Source organism: Buttiauxella selenatireducens (assembly GCF_031432975.1).
In the GTDB taxonomy this organism is placed as follows: domain Bacteria; phylum Pseudomonadota; class Gammaproteobacteria; order Enterobacterales; family Enterobacteriaceae; genus Buttiauxella; species Buttiauxella selenatireducens.
Genome location: NZ_CP133838.1, coordinates 556,159 through 575,739 on the forward strand (window position 1 = coordinate 556,159; position 19,581 = coordinate 575,739).

General features: G+C 50.5%; 17 protein-coding genes. 9 read left to right on the forward strand and 8 right to left on the reverse strand.

The annotated features are described in order from the left end of the window. The first annotated feature begins 160 nt into the window (after positions 1–160). Positions 161–2,551, forward strand: coding sequence for a beta-N-acetylhexosaminidase (locus RHD99_RS02640; protein WP_309877345.1), 2,391 nt, complete (start codon positions 161–163; stop codon positions 2,549–2,551). 54 nt (positions 2,552–2,605) lie between these two features. Here RHD99_RS02640 and ridA read toward each other — a convergent pair whose 3' ends face one another. The 6 genes from ridA to speFL all read right to left on the reverse strand — a co-directional run bounded on the left by ridA (position 2,606) and on the right by speFL (position 8,948). Further along, the gene (ridA, locus tag RHD99_RS02645; protein WP_309877346.1) at positions 2,606–2,995 is read right to left on the reverse strand and encodes a 2-iminobutanoate/2-iminopropanoate deaminase; all 390 of its coding nucleotides are present in this window, start codon (positions 2,993–2,995) and stop codon (positions 2,606–2,608) included. Positions 2,996–3,098: 103 nt separating this feature from the next. Then, the gene (pyrI, locus tag RHD99_RS02650) at positions 3,099–3,560 is read right to left on the reverse strand and encodes an aspartate carbamoyltransferase regulatory subunit (protein WP_183270762.1); all 462 of its coding nucleotides are present in this window, start codon (positions 3,558–3,560) and stop codon (positions 3,099–3,101) included. 17 nt (positions 3,561–3,577) lie between these two features. Beyond that, complete coding sequence (pyrB, locus tag RHD99_RS02655; protein WP_183270761.1) at positions 3,578–4,510, reverse strand: aspartate carbamoyltransferase; 933 nt, start codon at positions 4,508–4,510, stop codon at positions 3,578–3,580. Positions 4,511–4,791: 281 nt separating this feature from the next. Then, positions 4,792–6,114 carry a putrescine-ornithine antiporter gene (potE, locus tag RHD99_RS02660; protein WP_309877347.1) on the reverse strand — a complete coding sequence of 441 codons (1,323 nt, stop codon included), beginning with the start codon at positions 6,112–6,114 and terminating at the stop codon, positions 4,792–4,794. Positions 6,115–6,357: 243 nt separating this feature from the next. Further along, positions 6,358–8,520, reverse strand: a complete 2,163-nt coding sequence (gene speF, locus RHD99_RS02665; RefSeq protein ID WP_183270759.1) for an ornithine decarboxylase SpeF — start codon at positions 8,518–8,520, stop codon at positions 6,358–6,360. Between the two features lie 323 nt (positions 8,521–8,843). After that, positions 8,844–8,948, reverse strand: a complete 105-nt coding sequence (gene speFL / locus RHD99_RS02670) for a leader peptide SpeFL (protein ID WP_121814831.1) — start codon at positions 8,946–8,948, stop codon at positions 8,844–8,846. A gap of 667 nt (positions 8,949–9,615) precedes the next feature. Between speFL and RHD99_RS02675 the strand changes: the two genes are divergently transcribed. After that, a complete protein-coding gene (locus RHD99_RS02675) occupies positions 9,616–10,068 on the forward strand; it encodes a YhcH/YjgK/YiaL family protein (RefSeq protein WP_309877348.1) in 453 nt (150 codons plus the stop codon). A gap of 45 nt (positions 10,069–10,113) precedes the next feature. Here RHD99_RS02675 and argF read toward each other — a convergent pair whose 3' ends face one another. Continuing rightward, entirely contained in the window at positions 10,114–11,121 is a 1,008-nt protein-coding gene (gene argF / locus RHD99_RS02680) for an ornithine carbamoyltransferase (protein WP_309877349.1), read from the reverse strand. Positions 11,122–11,285: 164 nt separating this feature from the next. Here argF and rraB point away from each other — a divergent pair, with 164 nt between their 5' ends. From rraB to uhpT, 6 genes are all read left to right on the forward strand, one after another. After that, positions 11,286–11,711 carry a ribonuclease E inhibitor RraB gene (rraB, locus tag RHD99_RS02685; RefSeq protein ID WP_183270756.1) on the forward strand — a complete coding sequence of 142 codons (426 nt, stop codon included), beginning with the start codon at positions 11,286–11,288 and terminating at the stop codon, positions 11,709–11,711. A 57-nt stretch (positions 11,712–11,768) separates the two neighbouring features. Beyond that, a complete protein-coding gene (gene miaE, locus RHD99_RS02690) occupies positions 11,769–12,530 on the forward strand; it encodes a tRNA isopentenyl-2-thiomethyl-A-37 hydroxylase MiaE (RefSeq protein WP_183270755.1) in 762 nt (253 codons plus the stop codon). 136 nt (positions 12,531–12,666) lie between these two features. Then, the gene (gene uhpA / locus RHD99_RS02695; protein ID WP_309877350.1) at positions 12,667–13,257 is read left to right on the forward strand and encodes a response regulator transcription factor UhpA; all 591 of its coding nucleotides are present in this window, start codon (positions 12,667–12,669) and stop codon (positions 13,255–13,257) included. Further along, positions 13,257–14,759: a signal transduction histidine-protein kinase/phosphatase UhpB gene (gene uhpB, locus RHD99_RS02700; protein ID WP_309877351.1), complete on the forward strand. Its 1,503-nt coding sequence runs from the start codon at positions 13,257–13,259 to the stop codon at positions 14,757–14,759. The genes uhpA and uhpB overlap by 1 nt, the downstream gene beginning before the upstream one ends. Before the next feature lie 47 nt (positions 14,760–14,806). Then, complete coding sequence (locus RHD99_RS02705; RefSeq protein WP_374708468.1) at positions 14,807–16,096, forward strand: MFS transporter; 1,290 nt, start codon at positions 14,807–14,809, stop codon at positions 16,094–16,096. Between the two features lie 138 nt (positions 16,097–16,234). Further along, positions 16,235–17,626, forward strand: a complete 1,392-nt coding sequence (gene uhpT, locus RHD99_RS02710; protein ID WP_183270751.1) for a hexose-6-phosphate:phosphate antiporter UhpT — start codon at positions 16,235–16,237, stop codon at positions 17,624–17,626. Positions 17,627–17,678: 52 nt separating this feature from the next. Here uhpT and RHD99_RS02715 read toward each other — a convergent pair whose 3' ends face one another. After that, complete coding sequence (locus tag RHD99_RS02715; RefSeq protein ID WP_309877352.1) at positions 17,679–18,182, reverse strand: GNAT family N-acetyltransferase; 504 nt, start codon at positions 18,180–18,182, stop codon at positions 17,679–17,681. A gap of 196 nt (positions 18,183–18,378) precedes the next feature. Between RHD99_RS02715 and RHD99_RS02720 the strand changes: the two genes are divergently transcribed. Next, entirely contained in the window at positions 18,379–19,578 is a 1,200-nt protein-coding gene (locus tag RHD99_RS02720) for a YjgN family protein (protein WP_309877353.1), read from the forward strand. Positions 19,579–19,581: the final 3 nt, after the last annotated feature.

Below are 19,581 nucleotides of genomic sequence, written 5' to 3' on the forward strand. Positions count from 1 at the left end.
CATGCAACTCGAATGCTAATGGGTATAGTTAATATCAGCGAGATGTGATCGGCATCTCGCCATTCCTCGCCATTCCTCTCCATGGTCTTGATGAATATTTCTACGCGTGTTACCAGAGTGTTTTGCTGTTTTCTGGCCCGTCACTGTTAAAGGAATATTCATGTTTAAATCAATACGTTTGAGCTTGCTGGCTGGTTGCATCGCGGCAACTTGCCAGGCCTGGGCTGCACCGGCAGGCGATCTGCCGTTAATGCCCTGGCCGCAGCAGGTTGACCGCCCGGCAGCGGAAGGATCGCTGGTACTGGATAACGCCATCTCCATCAAAATTAGCGGCGATAAACTTACCCATGCCACAGAGCGCTGGCGTCAGCGTATTTCCCAACAGACCGGCTGGCAACTGCAACCAGCACAGGCCAATCCTGACAAACCCACCATTGATATCCAAATCAAAACAGCCGTTGCCCCTTTACCGAAACTCGACAGCGATGAAAGCTACGAACTAAGTGTTACCGCAGAAGGCGTGAAGCTCACGGCAAACACGCGTTTTGGTGCTATGCGCGGCATGGAAACCCTGTTACAGCTGATTCAGAACGGCCCGGAAAATACCGCGATTCCGTTTGTCGTCATCAAAGATAAACCGCGTTTCCCGTGGCGTGGCTTGTTAGTCGATTCCGCGCGCCATTTCATGCCCATCAAAGATATTCTGCGTCAGTTAGACGGCATGGCAGCCGCCAAAATGAACGTCTTTCACTGGCATTTGACGGACGACCAGGGCTGGCGCTTTGCGTCCACCGCGTATCCAAAATTGCAGCAACTGGCCAGTGACGGGGATTTTTACACCCAGGCGCAGATGAAAGAAGTGGTGCGCTATGCCACTTCACTGGGGATTCGCGTGGTGCCAGAAATGGACTTGCCGGGCCACGCTTCCGCTATTGCGGTGGCTTATCCAGAATTGATGAGTGCGCCGGGGCCGTATCAAATGGAACGCCATTGGGGCGTGTTAAAACCGCTGCTTAACCCAACCAACGAAGCCGCCTATAAATTTGTTGATACGCTGATTGGCGAGCTGACCGCTATTTTCCCGGACAGCTATTTGCATATTGGCGGTGACGAAGTTGATGATTCGCAATGGGCTGCATCGCCACAAATTCAGGCGTTTATGAAGCAGCATAACCTGGCTGACACCCACGCCTTGCAGACTTACTTCAACCAGCGGCTGGAAAAAATTCTCGAAAAACATCATCGCCAGATGATGGGGTGGGATGAGATCTATCACCCTGAATTACCGAAAAATATCCTGATCCAATCCTGGCAAGGGCAGGACGCTTTAGGGGCGGTTGCGGCGAACGGTTATAAAGGCATCCTCTCTACCGGATTTTACGTTGATCAGCCGCAATCGACCGCCTACCACTACCGCAATGAGATCCTGCCGCAAGGGCTCAATGGCATCGATAATATTACCGATGCAGATAGCGCGCAGAGTTGGTTCTTCAGTATGCCGCGTCTGAAAGGCAAAGCAGTAGAAGGCAGTTTTACACTCGTGAGCAGCAAAGCGGCGTGGCGTGGATTCATCGACTTCAAAGGAAAATCCCGTCGTGCGGTGCGTGATATTGAGTGGTTAAGTCCGACTCAAGTGACCTTTACCGTTGATACCTGGATGGGGGAAACGCGTCCGGTACTCACCCTTGATAAGGATAAATTGAGCGGTTATTTGCTGGTGGGCAACGTGCGTTATCCGGCTACCGGTCAGAAACTGGATAATATCCCGGATGGCGTCCAACCGGTGGTACCAACGCCTGAACAGATGAGTAATATTCTCGGCGGCGAAGCGGCACTTTGGGCTGAAAACGTGATATCGCCATTGCTGGATATCAAACTGTGGCCGCGAACGTTTGCGGTGGCAGAACGTTTCTGGTCGGCGGAAGATGTGAAAGACATCGATAACATGTACCAGCGTTTGCAGGCGATAGACGCCTGGTCGAGCGTATCTGTTGGTTTGCAGCAGCACACGGCGGCCGCTCAACAGTTGACGCGCCTTGCGGGCACGCCGGACATTATGCCGCTACAAATTTTGGCTCAGGCCGTTGAACCCGCGCAGTACTACACGCGCCAGCATCTGAAATTCCAGGCGGGAAATTACCATCACTTCGAACCGCTAAACCGTTTTGCGGATGCGTTAGGTGCAGAAAGTACGCAGGTGCGGGCGCTGGATCGCTGGGTCGATAAGCTCATCGCCGATCCAGAAGACGGTAACAGCGCGGATTCTCTGCGCCATACCTTTGCGCGCTGGCAAAGTAACACCTCAGATGTGCTGGAACTTATCGACGGGAATTATCAGCTCAAGGCATTAAAACCGGTGGCTGAGAATGTCGATAAACTCGCGGGAATGGGGCTGCGGTTAACGGATCTGGTGGCGAAACAGGGAACGTTGAGTGCGGACGAATCTCATGCGATTCAAAAACAGCTTGATGACGCAGCACAAACACAGGATGAAGTCGTGATTGCGGCGGTTTATCCGTTGCAGAAACTCTTGCGGGCGTGTGTGAAGTAAAGCGGTATTTGTAGGGCGGGTTGGTTTGATTCACCCGCCACTACATCTTAATCGTTAGCGGCGGATAGCAATCGCTTCGATTTCAATTTTCACATCTTTTGGCAGACGAGCCACTTCTACGCAAGAACGCGCTGGGAAAGTCGCTTTGTGCTCAGTAAAGAAGGCTTCGTAAGTCGCATTCACGGTTGCGAAGTCGTTCAGGTCTTTAACGAAAACCGTCGTTTTAACGATATCGCCCACTTTCAGGCCAGCCGCTTCAACGATGGCTTGCACGTTTTCCAGAGACTGACGTGCTTGTGCCGCCACATCTTCTGGCACGGTGCCCGTTTTCGGGTTAACCGGGATCTGGCCGGAAGTGATGATCATGCTGCCAAGGTCAACGCCCTGAACGTATGGGCCGATAGCTGCTGGCGCGTTTTCGGTGCTGATAGTACGAGAAGACATTTTCATTCCTTATAAATACCTGCAACTCGAAATCTATAGGTATTGTTGATGGTAGTGGAAAAGCTCCCGTTCATTATAAGGACGAGAACTATCCCGGCAATGATTAATCAGCCAGCACAACGTAATGTGCGAACTCCTTCTCACAATATTTGCATTTGAGGCTGATACTTTCGTCGCGTTTTTTCACTGCGAATGAAGAATGAACAGGTTCGCTGCGGCTGATGCAGTTGGTATTTGGGCAGACCAGCACTTTATCAATGCGTGAAGGCAGGCTTGGTTTGCTTTTGCCGACCACTTCGTACTCATCAATACGGTTGACGGTTGCGTGCGGTGCGTACAGCGCCAACTGGTTAACTTGCTCGTCGGTCAGGAAGGTATTTTCGATTTTGATAAGATCTTTACGACCTTGTTCGCGTGACGGTAAGTTCAGGCCGATAGTGATGCGCTGTTCGGTTTCCGTTAACTGGAACAGGGTCAGCAGCTTAAAGCCCACCTGAGCAGGAATATGATCGATAACCGTGCCGCGTTTAATCGCTTCAACTTGTAATTTGTTGTCGTGTGTCATCTTAATCTTCCTCTTACTCAAACCAGTTCAGGATTCAAAACTAACGCCAGCAGTGCCTGGCGAGCATAGATACCGTTGCCTGCTTGCTGGAAATACCAGGCGTGAGACGTTTTGTCGACATCAGTGGTTATTTCATCAACGCGTGGCAGCGGGTGCAGGACTTTCATATTTTTGCGCGCATCGACGAGATCGGCAGCACGCAGAACAAACTGCGCCTTCACGTTGGCGTATTCCGACGGGTCAAGACGCTCTTTCTGTACGCGCGTCATGTACAGAATATCCAGGTCGGCAACGACATCGTCGATAGCTTCGTGGCAGCTCCAGGCAATCCCTTTTTCATCCAGCATATCGAGAATGTACTTCGGCATCGCCAGCGCATTAGGTGCGATGAAGTAGAAGCGGTTGCCTTCAAATTTCGCCAGCGCCTGCGCCAGAGAGTGCACGGTGCGGCCATATTTCAGGTCACCCACCATCGCGATATTCAGGTTTTCCAGACGCCCCTGCGTTTCCTGGATGGTAAACATATCCAACAGCGTTTGAGTCGGATGCTGGTTGGCACCGTCACCCGCATTCAGTACCGGTACATTGCCCGAGAATTCAGTTGCCAGGCGCGCCGCCCCTTCTTGCGGGTGGCGCATGACGATGGCGTCAACGTAAGTGCTGATGACCGAAATGGTATCGGCCAGCGTTTCGCCTTTTTTACCTAGTGAGGTATTGCTGCTGTCTGAGAACCCGACCACTGACGCACCCAGGCGATGAACAGCGGTTTCAAAAGACAGACGTGTGCGCGTTGATGCTTCAAAGAAACAGCTGGCAACAACGATGTGCTTTAACAGTTCCGGCTGCGGGTGGGCTTTCAGTTTTGCCGCAGTTGAGAGCACCAGTTCAAGCTCTTCACGACTGAGATCGTTTATGGAAATGATATGTTTTTGATATAGGGGGTTAGCCATGGTTATCTCCTGTTCTCGGGCGTCGGGCAAAAAAAAAGGCCCCTCAATGAGGGGCCTTTGGAATTGATTGAAGCAACGGAAAGAAAAACAGGTTAGCGCCGTCTTTTAGACGACGTGGTGTGGCAATTTTTTGAACACACTGGACCATGCTTCCTCCCGGCAAATTGTGGCGCATTATACGCGTGTAAGAGGACACTTCAAGCGAATAATTCACCTGGTTTCGCCATTAGCAATCGGTTGCAGTGGGGCATTCATATTTCGAATGCCCCGAATTGGCTTAATCAGACTTTCTTCTCACGCAGTTCGAAGCGTGGAGAGATCAGGCCATACAGCGTCCAGCCCAGGAAGGTCACGATGGCACCATACATCATCGCTTCTTCACCGGATGAATACAGTGCGTAGAAACTATACATTGCGCCAATAAACGCAAAGATGTTGGCCAAACGGGCTTTGCTCGGATCCACTTTCGCCACTTTCTGGATAATAACCAACGCCGCCATCGACAGGATGTAAGGGATAATATTGGTCACAACGGCCAGGTTAACCAACACGTTGAACTGCTTGTTCAGTGATGGGCTGATGGTCATCAAAGACAATACAGACTGGATGATAACGATAACGATCATCCCTTTCACTGGTGCTTCGGCTTTGGTCAGTTTAGAGAAAATTTTCGGGAAATAACCTTCGTCTGCAGAGGATTTGAATACCTGAGCAATCGTGAACTGCCAGCCCAACAGCGAACCTACGCAGGACATAATCATCAATGCCATGATGATTTTACCCACTGTTGGGGTAAACATCTGAGCAAAGGCTAAACCAAACGGCGCGGTTGAATTGGCCAGATCCATATTTGGAACGATACCGGCGATAACGTTAGTGGAAACAATATAGATAACCGCAGCGCCCAGTGTTCCGCCTAATACGGCGATAGGAACGTTACGCTCTGGGTTTTCAACAACATCGGTGTTTGCACAGGCAGATTCTAAACCTAAGAATGCCCACAGTGTCATGGCGATAGAAGAACCGATGGCTTCAAAAACAGGAAGATGATGCGGGTTCCATGACTCAACATACATCGTTGGGCTGAACCAGAACCAACCAATGATTGAAATGCCCACAACAGGAATAATTACACCCCATACCGTCACACCACTAATGCGTCCGGTAATGCGTGCACCGCCGAAGTTTGCGACTGTCGCAATCCACAACACCGCGATTGTTGCGAGACAAATCCCGATTGGCGATAACGTGGCATTCAACAATTCTGTACCGTAACCCACTGCGGAAATGGCAATCGCAACGTTCGCAATGAGCAGAGAAACCCCATAGGTGTAGTTCGCCATAAAGTTGCCAGATTTGCCGAAGGCATATTCTGCATAACCGCCCATACCGCCTGATTTGCGGCTGAACATCCCACATTTAGCAAATGCGTAAGCCAGGGCCATAGAGCCCAATGCTGTGACTAACCACGAAACGATGGAAAGTGTACCCACTTCCGCTAATTTGGTTGGCAACATGATGATCCCTGATCCCATCATGTTTACCGCGGTCAAAATGGTGAGCTGAACCACACCCATTTTGTTGTTGCCCTTAGACTTACTCATAATCTGTTCCTTCTTTACCCTTCATACTTCAAGTTGCATCTTTGTTGGCTGCGTTCACTCACCCAAATCACTTACTTTTGTAAGCTCATCGGGATTCATTCTCTTGCCGCCTCAATGCAACTCGAATTATTTTGGGTATATAAACATTGTGATGTGAAGAACCGTTCATCACGGTTCTTCACTGTTTCTTTTTATGGGAAAATCAGTTTTTGCCAGTGACCCTGACGTTTGCTGACTTCAGATTTATTGTTTAATAACATAGCCATAAGCGCGTTTTTTACGATCGTCATCCTGCTTGATATAGACACCCTGTAATTCAGGCGCAAAGCCTGGTAACAGATTGATCCCTTCTTCCAGTGCCAGGAAATAACGCTGCACAGAACCGCCCCAGATCTCGCCCGGAACAACACATAAAACACCCGGAGGATATGGCAGAGCACCTTCAGCAGCGATACGACCTTCAACCTGAGATAACGCCACTAATTCAACGTTACCGCGTACAAACTCAATGTTTGCCTCTTGAGGATTCATCACCACTTTCGGGAAGTGATCTTTACGGAACATCTCTTTTTGCAACTGCTTCACGTTATGGCTGACGTACAAGTCATGCATTTCCTGACACAGCTGACGGATGGTGTAGCCTTCGTAACGTTCTTCGTAGGTTTTGTAGATAGATGGCAGCACTTCAGACAACGGAGCATCTTCTTCGATCAGGCGTTCAAAACGAGCAATTTGGGCAACAAGATGCTGCATCTTCGCCATGTCTTCGGCAGGCGTCATCAGGAACAGAATGGAGTTGAGGTCACATTTCTCCGGTACGATGCCGTTCTCACGCAGGAAGTTGGCAAGGATAGTCGCAGGCACGCCGAAGCTGTCGTATTCACCGGTCTGAACATTAATACCTGGAGTGGTCAGCATCAGTTTGCATGGGTCAACGAAGTATTGATGCTCTGCGTAATTATCAAATGAGTGCCAGCGTTCACCTGGAATGAAGTTGAAGAAACGCAGGTCGTTTGCCATGGTTTCAGTATCAAAATCTTCCCACTTACGGCCATCGATGGTTTCCGGCACGAACGGACGGATATGTTTGCAGAGTTTTAACAGCAGCTTACGAGTCTCAATCCCCACTTTTACGCAGTCCATCCACATACGCTTACCGCTTTCGCCTTCATGCATTTTGGCGTTAACGTCAAGGGCTGCAAACAGCGGGTAGAACGGGCTGGTGGAGGCATGCATCATAAACGCGTTGTTCATACGTTTATGATTTACATAGCGAGATTGGCCTTTAATGTGTTTGTCTTTTTTGTGGATTTGCGAAGTCTGAGAGAAGCCCGCCTGCTGTTTATGTACTGACTGCGTCACCAGAATACCAGGATCATTTTCATTCAGTTCAAGCAACAGAGGTGAACAGTCATTCATCATCGGAATGAATTGCTCGTAACCCACCCACGCAGAATCAAACAGGATGTAGTCGCAAAGATGACCAATCTTATCGACAACCTGACGCGCGTTATAAATCGTACCGTCGTAGGTACCCAGTTGAATAACAGCCAGACGGAACGGACGCTTTTCAGCGCTTCGATTTGGCGCAACTTCACGGACTAAATCACGGAGATATTTTTCTTCAAAGCAGTGAGCATCAATACCGCCGATAAAACCGAACGGGTTACGTGCTGTTTCCAGATAGACAGGAGTCGCGCCTGCCTGAATCAATGCACCGTGGTGGTTGGATTTATGGTTATTACGGTCAAATAGCACCAGGTCGCCCGGCGCTAACAATGCGTTCAATACCACTTTGTTAGAAGATGAAGTCCCGTTTAATACGAAGTAGGTTTTATCCGCGTTAAACACTTTCGCCGCATGCATCTGAGCAGTACACGGAGCGCCTTCGTGGATCAGCAAATCACCCATTGAAACGTCAGCGTTACACAGGTCAGAGCGGAATAACGTTTCACCAAAGTAATCAAAGAATTGGCGGCCGGCTGGGTGACGACGGAAGAATTGTCCACCCTGGTGTCCTGGGCAGTCGAAGGCGGCATTACCCTGCTGCACATAGTCCACCAGGCTGCCGAAGAACGGTGGCAGAACTTCTTTCTCATATTTAACCGCAGCGGCTTCCAGTTGTTTGCCGTAGAAATCAACATTTCCATCGCACAGTTCAAACACGCCAGTTACGCGAGGCAGCACTTCTGCTGGCAGCTCTTCTTCGCAGCAAACCGCGACAAAGATTGGAATACCGAAACCAGTTTGTTCAATGGTATTCAACATACCCGATGTCGCATCTTTAACGGAAATAACGGCAGCTGACACATCAGTAAAATTAGTATTCGTTATATCGACAGTTTCGCGCTCGGTGTTAAAGCATTCTGTCGTGTTGGTACTAACTGCTATTTTTAATTTTTCCATTTTGATTTTTGTCTCTTGTATTCTGAGTAAGTAAAATTTGGGTATAGCATGGCCGTCAGATATTCCCTCAAGGGAACCCGATGCTTATTATTTTTTTTAAGGCAATAGTTCCCCGCAATAATTCGTATTAGTGAATTACTGAAATGAACCAATAAATGCCAGGTGATTGATTCACCGGATTGGCTTAAATGCTAATTTGGATAGTCAGGTGCTGCACGTGAAATGACAGATAACAGCATGCTTTTCAGCACACTACTGAGATTTCAGATGTTTAGTGACTAGCAGGCACGAGTATCCGCATAAGCAGATGCCGTGGGGGGAGTTTACTTAGAGTTGAAAAGATGAAAATCAAAACAGCTACGGTGTATGAGCATCATAATATGCGTAACCCGTCGGATATGTGGCATGGACTTATTATTGTTTTCCATTTTCTATTTCCTTATATGGTGGGAAATCGAGGTTATTGTAATCAGGGAAATATATAAAACCGTGACATTGGTCACTATTGGTTTTTATGTGGAAAACAAAACATCGTTTTTATTTATGTCAAATGAATAAAATGTCGTTTGCCTGGGTTGTTGAAATGTAAAGTAATTATCACAAGAAGGAAGAGTATGAACGAAATAGTCGCAAGCCATCATGAATACCCGCGCCAGTTCTTGAAAATGATACCCGTAACCCCTCGATGTTGATAATAAGATGGGAGGTTATTGTTAACAGTTTGTCTCAGTGGTGCGGTTTTTTATGTATTCATAATTATTCATTTAAATTATGTGTTTTTGCATTTTTATTCATTGAAATTATGTTAGCAATTAATGCTGTGCAGGCTTCATTTTATGAAGCATATCTCTGCTTGCTGATCTCTATCTGGTTTTTATCTGCTGTTTTTCCAGGTTATGGCTCTTAACGATTTGCTGTGCAAACAGTAAAAAATGATAAATTCCGCATAAAAAAGAACAGCCGAATCGAGCAACCCCGAAGCTACGACCATTTTTAGGATGCAGCGCAGGTTTTCATAAAAAATTCGTAGCGGCAGAAGCTGAATGCTCGTATAAATACAATAATAAAACATCGTTTCAAAAAAAGGTATCGATCATGATTATTGGCAACATCCACTCTTTGCAATCCTGGCTGCCGGAAGAGCTGCGTCTGGCAATTGAACACGTTAAACAACACATCACCCCAGAAACGCCACTTGGGAAGCATGATATCGACGGCAATCGCCTGTTTATGCTGGTTTCTGAAGATTCCACACAGTCTATCGAAGATCGTCCTGCGGAATTCCACCAGCGCTATCTGGACATTCAGATTGTGATGGGGGGCCAGGAAGGGATGACGTTTAGCTGTCTGCCTGCGGGTACGCCTGAAACTGACTGGTTGGCGGATAAAGACATCGCCTTCCTGCCAGAAGGCGTGCAGGAAAAGACGGTCATCTTAAATGAAGGGGATTTCGTGGTGTTCTATCCGGGCGAAGTTCACAAGCCACTGTGCGCGGTGGGCAAACCCGCACCAGTACGTAAAGTCGTTGTGAAGATGTTGATGGTGTAATCCTTCAGATGTCGGGTGGCGCAGCGTCACCCGACAATTAACATCTCAACTCTGAACCAACGTCGCAACCATCACAGCTTTAATGGTATGCATACGGTTTTCAGCCTGATCAAAAACCACGCTGTTTGGTGATTCAAACACCTCGTCCGTGACTTCCATGCCACCGTGCAGGCCATATTGTTCCGCCATTTTTTTGCCAAGCGTCGTTTGGTCGTCGTGGAATGCTGGCAGACAGTGGAGGAATTTCACGTCAGGATTGTCGGTCAGTGCCAGCATTGCGCGATTGACCTGATAATCCCGTAACAGATTGATACGCTCCGCCCAAATCTCTTTAGGCTCGCCCATCGACACCCACACATCGGTATAAATGAAATCGGCACCTTTTACGCCCGCAGCAATATCTTCTGTCAGGGTGATGCTCCCACCGTTGTGCTCTGCTTGAGCCTGGCATTCTGTGACCAGTTTTTCATCCGGCCAACAGGCCTTCGGCGCTACCAGGCGCAAATTCAACCCCGTCAACGCGGCAGCTTCCAGCATCGAATTGCCCATGTTATTACGCGCATCGCCAGCATAAACCAGCGTCATCTGCTGGAAGGTTTTGCCTGGCATGTGCTCTTGCATAGTCAGCAAATCCGCCAGTAATTGCGTCGGGTGAAACTCATTGGTCAGCCCGTTCCAGACAGGAACGCCGGCATACTGCGCCAGGGTTTCAACGATTTCCTGGCCAAACCCGCGATACTGAATGCCATCGTACATCCGGCCTAATACGCGAGCAGTATCCTTAATTGATTCTTTATGCCCAATTTGGCTTCCGCTTGGGCCGAGATAAGTGACTCGCGCCCCCTGGTCAAATGCGGCAACTTCGAAAGAGCACCTCGTACGAGTCGAGTCTTTTTCGAAGATGAGCGCAATATTTTTACCAGTAAGATGCTGAATTTCAGTGCCTTTATTCTTATCGTTTTTCAGTTTGGCAGACAGGGCGAGCAATTCTTTAAGTTGTGCAGGGGTGAAATCCAATAATTTTAGAAAATGCTTTTGATAGAAATGACTCATATTTTCCTCTCATGGCATAAGCCGACAATTGAATACAAATTCAATTTATATGTATAGATATTCATTTGCAACCCCGAAAGTAAAATCTTTATCGGGAAAGGTGGAGGCAAACTCAGCCGTGTGTGAAAATAGAAGTATCTGTCTACAAAATTGAGGAAAGGGCCATGGCAAATCCAGAACTGCTGGAAGAGCAGCGCGAAGAGACGCGTTTGATTATTGAAGAATTATTGGAAGACGGCAGCGACCCTGACGCGCTGTACACTATCGAGCATCACCTTTCCGCAGACGATTTCGAAACTCTTGAAAAAGCCGCTGTTGAAGCATTCAAAATGGGTTACGAAGTCACTGACCCAGAAGAGCTGGAAGTGGAAGAGGGCGACACGGTTATCTGCTGTGACGTGCTGAGCGAATGTGCGCTGAAAGCCGAACTGCTGGACGAGCAGGTTGAACAACTGCTGAACCTCGCCGAGAAATTCGGTGTGGACTATGACGGTTGGGGCACTTACTTCGAAGACCCGAACGGTGAAGAGGGTGACGATGAAGGTGACGACGATTTAGTCGATGAAGACGACGACGGCGTACGCCACTAATCTCTTCTATGCAGCGGCGCGATGCCGCTGCATATCAAGGATCAATAACGACCGATTATGAATTACCCACAAATCCTCTCTCCTGTACTCAATTTCCTGCATTGCCCAACGCCTGACGCCTGGATTGAAAAAGCCCGACAGCCAGAGCATTTGCCACTGTTGCTGACAGACCATCTGGTGTGCGAACTCAAAGCGGCGCAAACGGCTATGTTTTTGATTCGCAAATATGTCGCGGATAAAAATAGTGCCCAGGCGCTACTCGACTGGCTAAAGCCCTACGAAGATTTCGCCTTCCGTGAAGGCAGAGAACCGGATTTTGTCGCGCTGCATAAAAGCCTGAGCAAAAGCGTGATGCCCAAAACGGCGAACGCTTGGGGCCAGCAACTTATCGATAGCATGGTGTTGTTGATTAAAGAGGAGCTGCACCACTTCTGGCAGGTGCGCGAGATTATGCTCGCCCGCAACATTCCCTATGTGAAAATCACCGCCAGCCGCTATGCCAAAGCGCTGCTGAGCGAAACGCGGACCCACGAGCCGGTGATGTTGGTGGATAAATTGATTTGTGGTGCGTATATCGAGGCGCGTTCATGTGAGCGCTTTGCCGCACTCGCGCCGCATCTGGATGATGAGCTACAGAAATTCTATTTGTCGCTGTTGCGTTCAGAAGCCCGTCATTACCAGGACTATTTAGCTTTAGCGGAAAAGATCGCCGGTGGGGATATCAGCTCCCGAGTGCGTTTCTTCGGCGAGGTTGAAGCGGCGTTAATTAGCAGCCCGGATAGCGATTTTCGTTTTCACAGCGGCGTACCCGCCGCTTAAAGCGCAAGAGCTAAAGCTTTTGCGACACATCCGCCTGTCGGAGATCAACGAGTCTCCCCTTACAATCGCTTAAGGCTTGAACAGCAACACGCTTATCGCTAAGGTAAGCGCGTTTTTTACCTTCCTGGAAAATATCATGGTAACCATCGCCCTTATTGACGACCACCTTATCGTCCGCTCCGGCTTTGCTCAGCTGTTGGGGTTGGAGCCGGATTTTCAGATTGTGGTTGAGTTTTGTTCCGGGCGCGAAGCGTTGGCAGGACTGCCAGGGCGTGGTGTACAGGTGTGTATTTGCGACATCTCGATGCCAGATATTTCCGGGCTGGAACTGCTCGCGCAACTGCCAAAAGGCATGGCGACCATTATGCTGTCGGTGCACGACAGCCCGGCGCTGGTGGAGCAGGCTTTAAACGCCGGCGCGCGCGGCTTCCTGTCAAAACGCTGTAGCCCGGATGAGCTGATTGCCGCCGTTCATACGGTGGCGACGGGCGGCTGCTATCTGACGTCGGACATCGCCATCAAACTGGCGGCCGGACGGCAGGACCCGTTAACCAAACGCGAACGCCAGGTGGCGGAAAAACTCGCACAGGGTATGGCAGTCAAAGAGATCGCCACTGAGCTTGGGCTGTCACCAAAGACGGTTCACGTCCATCGCGCCAATCTGATGGAAAAACTCGGCGTCAGTAACGACGTCGGGCTGGCTCACCGTCTGTTCGACGGATGGTGATGCAACCCTTTTTATCCCGGCTTATCTCCGTGGTCGCCAGCTTTTTTATCTTCTCTGCTGCGTGGTTTTGCCTGTGGAGCATCAGCCTGCACCTGGTGGAACGGCCCGAGCTGGCAGTTCTGCTCTTTCCCTTCGGCCTGCGTTTAGGGTTGATGCTGCAATGCCCGCGCGGCTACTGGCCCGTCTTACTCGGGGCGGAGTGGCTGATGCTTGGCTGGCTGGCGCAGGAAGTGGCGCTGGCACATCTTCCGTTGTTAATGATTGGCGGCGTACTAACCCTCCTGCCGGTCGCGCTGATTTCCCGCTACCGCCATCAACGTGACTGGCGCACCTTGCTCCGTCAGGGTGGGGCGCTAATTGCCGCTGCGTTGTTACAGTCGCTGCCGTGGATCGGGCAAGGGCAGGAGACGCTGAGCGCGTTGCTGATAACGCTGACCGGCGGGCTAACCCTGGCTCCAACTTGCCTCGTCATCTGGCACTATCTCACCAGCACCGTCTGGCAGCCGCTGGGGCCGGGACTGGTTTCACAGCCGGTAAACTGGCGCGCCCGCCACCTTATCTGGTACCTGTTGCTGTTTGTGGTCAGCCTGTGGCTACAGCTTGGGTTACCTGACGAGCTGTCTCGCTTTACGCCATTCTGCCTGGCCCTGCCGATTATCGCCCTGGCCTGGCACTACGGCTGGCAGGGCGCGTTGATCGCGACGCTGATGAATGCGATTGCGTTGATCGCCAGCCAAACCTGGCACGATCATCCGGTGGATCTGCTGCTCTCACTGCTGGCGCAAAGCCTGACCGGGCTGCTGCTGGGGGCGGGGATCCAGCGTCTGCGTGAGCTTAATCAATCCCTGCAAACTGAGCTTGCGCGCAACCGCCGCCTTGCAGAACGGCTGCTGGAAACCGAAGAGAGCGTGCGGCGAGAAGTCGCGCGCGAACTACATGATGACATCGGCCAGACCATTACTGCGATTCGTACCCAGGCGGGTATTGTGCAGCGCCTGGCGCCGGGTAATGAAGGGGTGAGGCTGGGTGGGACGCACATCGAGCAGTTATCCCTTGGGATTTATGATTCGGTACGCCGCCTGCTGGGAAGGCTGCGTCCACGTCAGTTGGATGATTTATCTCTGGAGCAGGCGATTCGTTCGCTGATGCGTGAAATGGAACTGGAAGGCCGTGGGATCGTGAGCCACCTCGACTGGCAAATCGACGAGCCGCAGCTGAGTGAAAGCCAGCGCGTTACGCTATTTCGCGTGTGCCAGGAAGGGCTGAACAACATTGTGAAGCATGCCAGCGCCAGCGCGGTAACGATTCAGGGCTGGCAGCAGGACGAACGGCTGATGTTGGTGATTGAAGATGATGGCAGCGGCCTGCCGCCCGACTCGGGGCAGCAAGGTTTTGGCCTGGCAGGCATGCGCGAACGTGTGACGGCGCTCGGCGGAACCCTCGCTATTTCCTGTACTCATGGCACGCGCGTCAGCGTCAGTTTGCCAAAGCGATACGCATAAGGGCTGACGATGTTCACTTTCCTGAAAGTCCCCCGGCGGCGAGCCCAATCAGCGATAAAGCTGAAATTGACGCGCGCTATAGCTACTGGCGTCGGCACATTCTGGTCACCATCTGGCTGGGCTATGCGCTGTTTTATTTCACCCGTAAAAGTTTTAACGCCGCCGCCCCGGAAATCCTCGCCAGCGGCGTAATGGCGCGTACCGATATCGGCCTGTTGGCGACGCTGTTTTACATCACTTACGGGTTGTCGAAATTTTTCTCCGGCATTGTCAGTGACCGCTCAAACGCCCGTTATTTCATGGGATTAGGGTTGATCGCTACCGGCGTTGTTAACATCCTTTTCGGTTTCTCCACCTCCCTTTGGGCATTTGCTTTGCTGTGGGTGCTGAACGCCTTCTTCCAGGGCTGGGGCTCGCCGGTGTGCGCCCGTTTGCTGACGGCATGGTACTCCCGGACTGAACGCGGTGGCTGGTGGGCGGTATGGAATACCGCGCATAACGTCGGCGGGGCGCTGATCCCGATGGTGGTCGGCGCTGCGGCGCTGCATTACGGTTGGCGTGCGGGAATGATGATCGCCGGTTCGCTGGCTATTTTAGCGGGGCTGTTTCTCTGTTGGCGTCTGCGCGACCGCCCGCAAACTGTTGGCTTGCCGCCGATAGGCGACTGGCGGCACGACGAGCTGGAAATCGCCCAGCAGCAGGAAGGAGCAGGGCTGACGCGCCGGGAAATCCTCTACAAATACGTGCTGGGGAATCCCTGGATCTGGCTGCTGTCACTGTGCTATGTACTGGTCTACGTGGTGCGGGCGGCGATCAACGACTGGGGGAACCTCTACATGTCAGAGACTCTGGGCGTGGATCTGGTCACGGCCAACTCGGCGGTAACGATGTTTGAGCTGGGTGGGTTTATCGGCGCACTGGTGGCAGGCTGGGGCTCGGACAAACTATTCAACGGCAACCGTGGGCCGATGAACCTGATATTTGCCGCCGGAATATTGCTCTCTGTCGGCTCGCTGTGGCTGATGCCCTTTGCCAGCTATGTGATGCAGGCTACCTGCTTTTTCACCACCGGTTTCTTTGTGTTTGGCCCGCAGATGTTGATTGGCATGGCAGCGGCGGAGTGCTCCCACAAAGAGGCGGCGGGGGCCGCTACCGGCTTTGTTGGCCTGTTCGCTTACCTCGGCGCGTCTCTCTCCGGCTGGCCGTTGGCGCAGGTTATCGACATCTGGCACTGGAATGGTTTCTTCGCGGTGATCGCTATCGCCGCAGGGATCTCTGCGCTGCTGTTGCTCCCGTTCCTTAATGCCCAGTCCCCACAAGTCCGTCGCGAAGCGTGATACATCTCACCTTTTTACCCGGAATAACGCAAAACTAAGAAATTTTCCAGGTTTCTCCTGGAAGCCATCTCAGGCCAAAGTCGCTGCTGATTTTTACAATGCCTGCTATCACGCAGGTTTTTAAATCAGGAGTAATCCATGCTGGCCTTATTAAACCAGGTGCGCAAGCCGACCCTGGATCTGCCGCTCGATGTGCGGCGCAAGATGTGGTTCAAACCGTTCATGCAGTCTTACCTGGTGGTCTTTATCGGCTACCTGACCATGTACCTGATCCGTAAGAACTTCAACATCGCGCAGAACGATATGATCTCTACCTACGGGCTGAGCATGACGCAGCTGGGGATGATCGGCCTGGGCTTCTCCATCACCTACGGCGTGGGTAAAACCCTGGTTTCCTACTATGCGGATGGCAAAAATACTAAGCAGTTCCTGCCGTTTATGCTGATCCTCTCCGCCATCTGTATGTTGGGCTTTAGTGCCAGCATGGGGACGGGTTCGGTCAGCCTGTTTATGATGATCGCTTTCTACGCCCTGAGCGGCTTTTTCCAGAGCGCGGGTGGCTCGTGCAGTTACTCCACCATTACCAAATGGACGCCTCGCCGCAAGCGCGGAACCTACCTGGGGCTGTGGAATATCTCCCATAACCTGGGCGGTGCCGGTGCCGCTGGTGTGGCACTGTTTGGTGCGAACGTCCTGTTCGACGGCCACGTCATTGGCATGTTTATCTTCCCGTCCATCATCGCGCTGATTGTTGGTTTTATTGGTCTGCGATACGGCAGCGACTCCCCTGAATCCTACGGCCTGGGCAAAGCGGAAGAGTTGTTCAGCGAAGAGCTCAGCGAAGAAGATAAAGAGACTGAAGACGAGTCGATGACCAAATGGCAAATCTTCGTGGAGTATGTGCTGAAGAACAAAGTCATCTGGCTGCTGTGCTTCTCCAACATCTTCCTCTACGTGGTGCGTATCGGTATCGATCAGTGGTCTACGGTATACGCCTTCCAGGAGCTGAAGCTTTCTAAAGAAGTGGCGATTCAGGGCTTTACCCTGTTTGAAGTGGGCGCGTTGGTCGGCACGTTGCTGTGGGGCTGGTTATCGGATCTGGCGAACGGTCGCCGTGCGCTGGTCGCCTGCGTTGCGCTGGCATTAATCATCGCGACACTCGGCGTTTATCAGCACGCCAGTAATCAGTATGTTTACCTGGCATCGCTGTTCGCGCTGGGCTTCCTGGTGTTTGGCCCGCAGTTGCTGATTGGTGTGGCGGCGGTCGGATTCGTTCCGAAAAAAGCCATCGGTGCGGCTGATGGTATCAAAGGAACTTTCGCTTATCTGATCGGCGACAGCTTCGCTAAGTTGGGGCTGGGAATGATCGCCGACGGTACGCCAATCTTTGGCCTGACCGGCTGGGCAGGGACTTTCGCCGCGCTGGATGCAGCGGCAATTGGCTGCATCGTGCTGATGGCAATGGTCGCAGTGATGGAAGAACGCAAAATTCGCCGTGATAAACGCATTCAGCGTTTAGCGACTCGCTAAAAAGTTGAAGGGTTTGCTGGATCTGGGATTCAGCAAACCCGTTTTAAGAAGGTTACAGAGACTTAATCATCCGCACTTCGCAATCCACATGCCCTGTACAGCCCAACGGCTCAGAAATATGTTCAAAGCCAAGACGCTCGTACAGCGCGATAGCTTCTGTCAGAAATGCCGTAGTTTCCAGATAGCAACGCTTAAAACCTTCTTCGCGGGCATAATCCATCGCCTGTATTGCCAGGCGTTTTGCCAGACCTTTACCCCGCACGACCGGCAGGAAATACATTTTCTGCAATTCACAAATATCCGGCTCGCTGCAAGTTAACGGCGCGACGCCACCACCACCAACCACTTTGCCGTCCAGTTCTACAATCCAGAAAGCATGCCCGGGTTGGCTATAAACCTGGAACAATTCATCCAAATTAGGATCAGCTACGGTGTAGCCTTTATCGGCGGTTAAGCCGTATTCAGCGGACACTTCGCGGATAACACGGGCGATAGCCGCATTGTCATGGGCGGTTATCCGGCGCAGTGCGATTTCAACCGGAGCAGCAAGATTCATAGCGTGACTCATTGATGAAGGGGTAAAGACAGCTCATTCTAATACCACTGCGAAACTTAACAAGCAAGTTTCTAAAATGTTTTGTCGTTCCCGTTTCGGAGTATTGAGCGGGGAGGAGTTGTGGTTCAATACTCATTGGCAAGTTTTTATATTAATAATAAAACAATATAAATGGATTCAGTCCATAAGGAAATATATGTCTGAAATACAAACGGAAATAGAAGAAACGCACTCCAGAAGTCTGGTGTTTCATGGGACGGGTAAGGGATATTTCAAAATATGGATAGTCAATGTGCTATTAACAATTGTGACCCTGGGCGTTTATGGTGCATGGGCTTTCGTCCGCTCAAAACGTTATTTATATAATCATACTGAGCTATCTGGTTCACGCTTCGACTATAAGGCGACGGGTGGTGCAATATTTGTTAGTTGGTTGTGCCTGTTGATTTATATTTTTGCTCTTGAGGGGGCTCTCATAGGTCGTCATTCACTAACTGCTGCGGCTATGGGGGGATTGTTAATTCTATTCTTACCCTATTTATTAGTGCAAAGTATTCGTTATCAGATGCAATCCACCACATTGAACAACGTGCGTTTTAACTTTAAATGTTCAGGTTTTAAAGCATGGTGGGTGATGCTGGGGTGCCCATTATTGATGGGGCTCGGTGTTGGTTTGATCTGTGTTTTGATCATGAGTACTTGTAGTTCAGCCACACTCTTTGACATGCAGCGTATCATCATCACGGCGGTTATCGCGGTATTAGTCGGCATTCTGGGGATGGGGATTATTCAGGGAGTTGCAACTGCGCTTGGGCTGAATCTATTATTCAATAATTTAAGCTTCGGCAAGCAAACGTTCAGCACTGACATTAGTTTCAAAAAATGTATTACTATTTGCCTGATTAGCATTTCATTGATGATTCCATTCATACTGATTGTATTGAATTTAGTATTACCATCTTATCTTGAAATAGCCTCTACGGCATTTCTGGATAACCCAGATCTATTAGCCGAAAAAATGAATTCATTGCAGGCAACGATGGCCGTGGCCTACCTGGTTTATCTTTTGGGTATAATCATTTGCGCAAGTTTTCTCTACGTTAAGATGCGTAATTATTATTATTCTGCCGTCGTGTTAAGTGGCCGTGTTGCTTTCCGTTCAACCCTGACCATCAGTGGTTTTATGGGGCAGGTAATCATCAATATTTTGATCACTGTTTGTACGCTCGGCTTTGGCTACCCTTGGGCACGAATCCGTTATTGTCATTATCTGGCCAATAACACTTGGGTTGACGGTGATTTAGATTCTCTGAATCTGGAGGATCATGAGGATAAAATTGCCACAGATATTGTGAGTCGTCTTTCTCGTGGCCTGGTACCAAATATAAGCTTGTAGCCA

Coding starts and splice junctions, on each gene's coding strand:
- RHD99_RS02640 (WP_309877345.1), top strand. CDS start 161: ATGTTTAAATCAATACGTTTGAGCTTGCTGGCTGGTTGCATCGCGGCA.
- ridA (WP_309877346.1), bottom strand. CDS start 2,995: ATGTCTTCTCGTACTATCAGCACCGAAAACGCGCCAGCAGCTATCGGC.
- pyrI (WP_183270762.1), bottom strand. CDS start 3,560: ATGACACACGACAACAAATTACAAGTTGAAGCGATTAAACGCGGCACG.
- pyrB (WP_183270761.1), bottom strand. CDS start 4,510: ATGGCTAACCCCCTATATCAAAAACATATCATTTCCATAAACGATCTC.
- potE (WP_309877347.1), bottom strand. CDS start 6,114: ATGAGTAAGTCTAAGGGCAACAACAAAATGGGTGTGGTTCAGCTCACC.
- speF (WP_183270759.1), bottom strand. CDS start 8,520: ATGGAAAAATTAAAAATAGCAGTTAGTACCAACACGACAGAATGCTTT.
- speFL (WP_121814831.1), bottom strand. CDS start 8,948: ATGGAAAACAATAATAAGTCCATGCCACATATCCGACGGGTTACGCAT.
- RHD99_RS02675 (WP_309877348.1), top strand. CDS start 9,616: ATGATTATTGGCAACATCCACTCTTTGCAATCCTGGCTGCCGGAAGAG.
- argF (WP_309877349.1), bottom strand. CDS start 11,121: ATGAGTCATTTCTATCAAAAGCATTTTCTAAAATTATTGGATTTCACC.
- rraB (WP_183270756.1), top strand. CDS start 11,286: ATGGCAAATCCAGAACTGCTGGAAGAGCAGCGCGAAGAGACGCGTTTG.
- miaE (WP_183270755.1), top strand. CDS start 11,769: ATGAATTACCCACAAATCCTCTCTCCTGTACTCAATTTCCTGCATTGC.
- uhpA (WP_309877350.1), top strand. CDS start 12,667: ATGGTAACCATCGCCCTTATTGACGACCACCTTATCGTCCGCTCCGGC.
- uhpB (WP_309877351.1), top strand. CDS start 13,257: ATGCAACCCTTTTTATCCCGGCTTATCTCCGTGGTCGCCAGCTTTTTT.
- uhpT (WP_183270751.1), top strand. CDS start 16,235: ATGCTGGCCTTATTAAACCAGGTGCGCAAGCCGACCCTGGATCTGCCG.
- RHD99_RS02715 (WP_309877352.1), bottom strand. CDS start 18,182: ATGAATCTTGCTGCTCCGGTTGAAATCGCACTGCGCCGGATAACCGCC.
- RHD99_RS02720 (WP_309877353.1), top strand. CDS start 18,379: ATGTCTGAAATACAAACGGAAATAGAAGAAACGCACTCCAGAAGTCTG.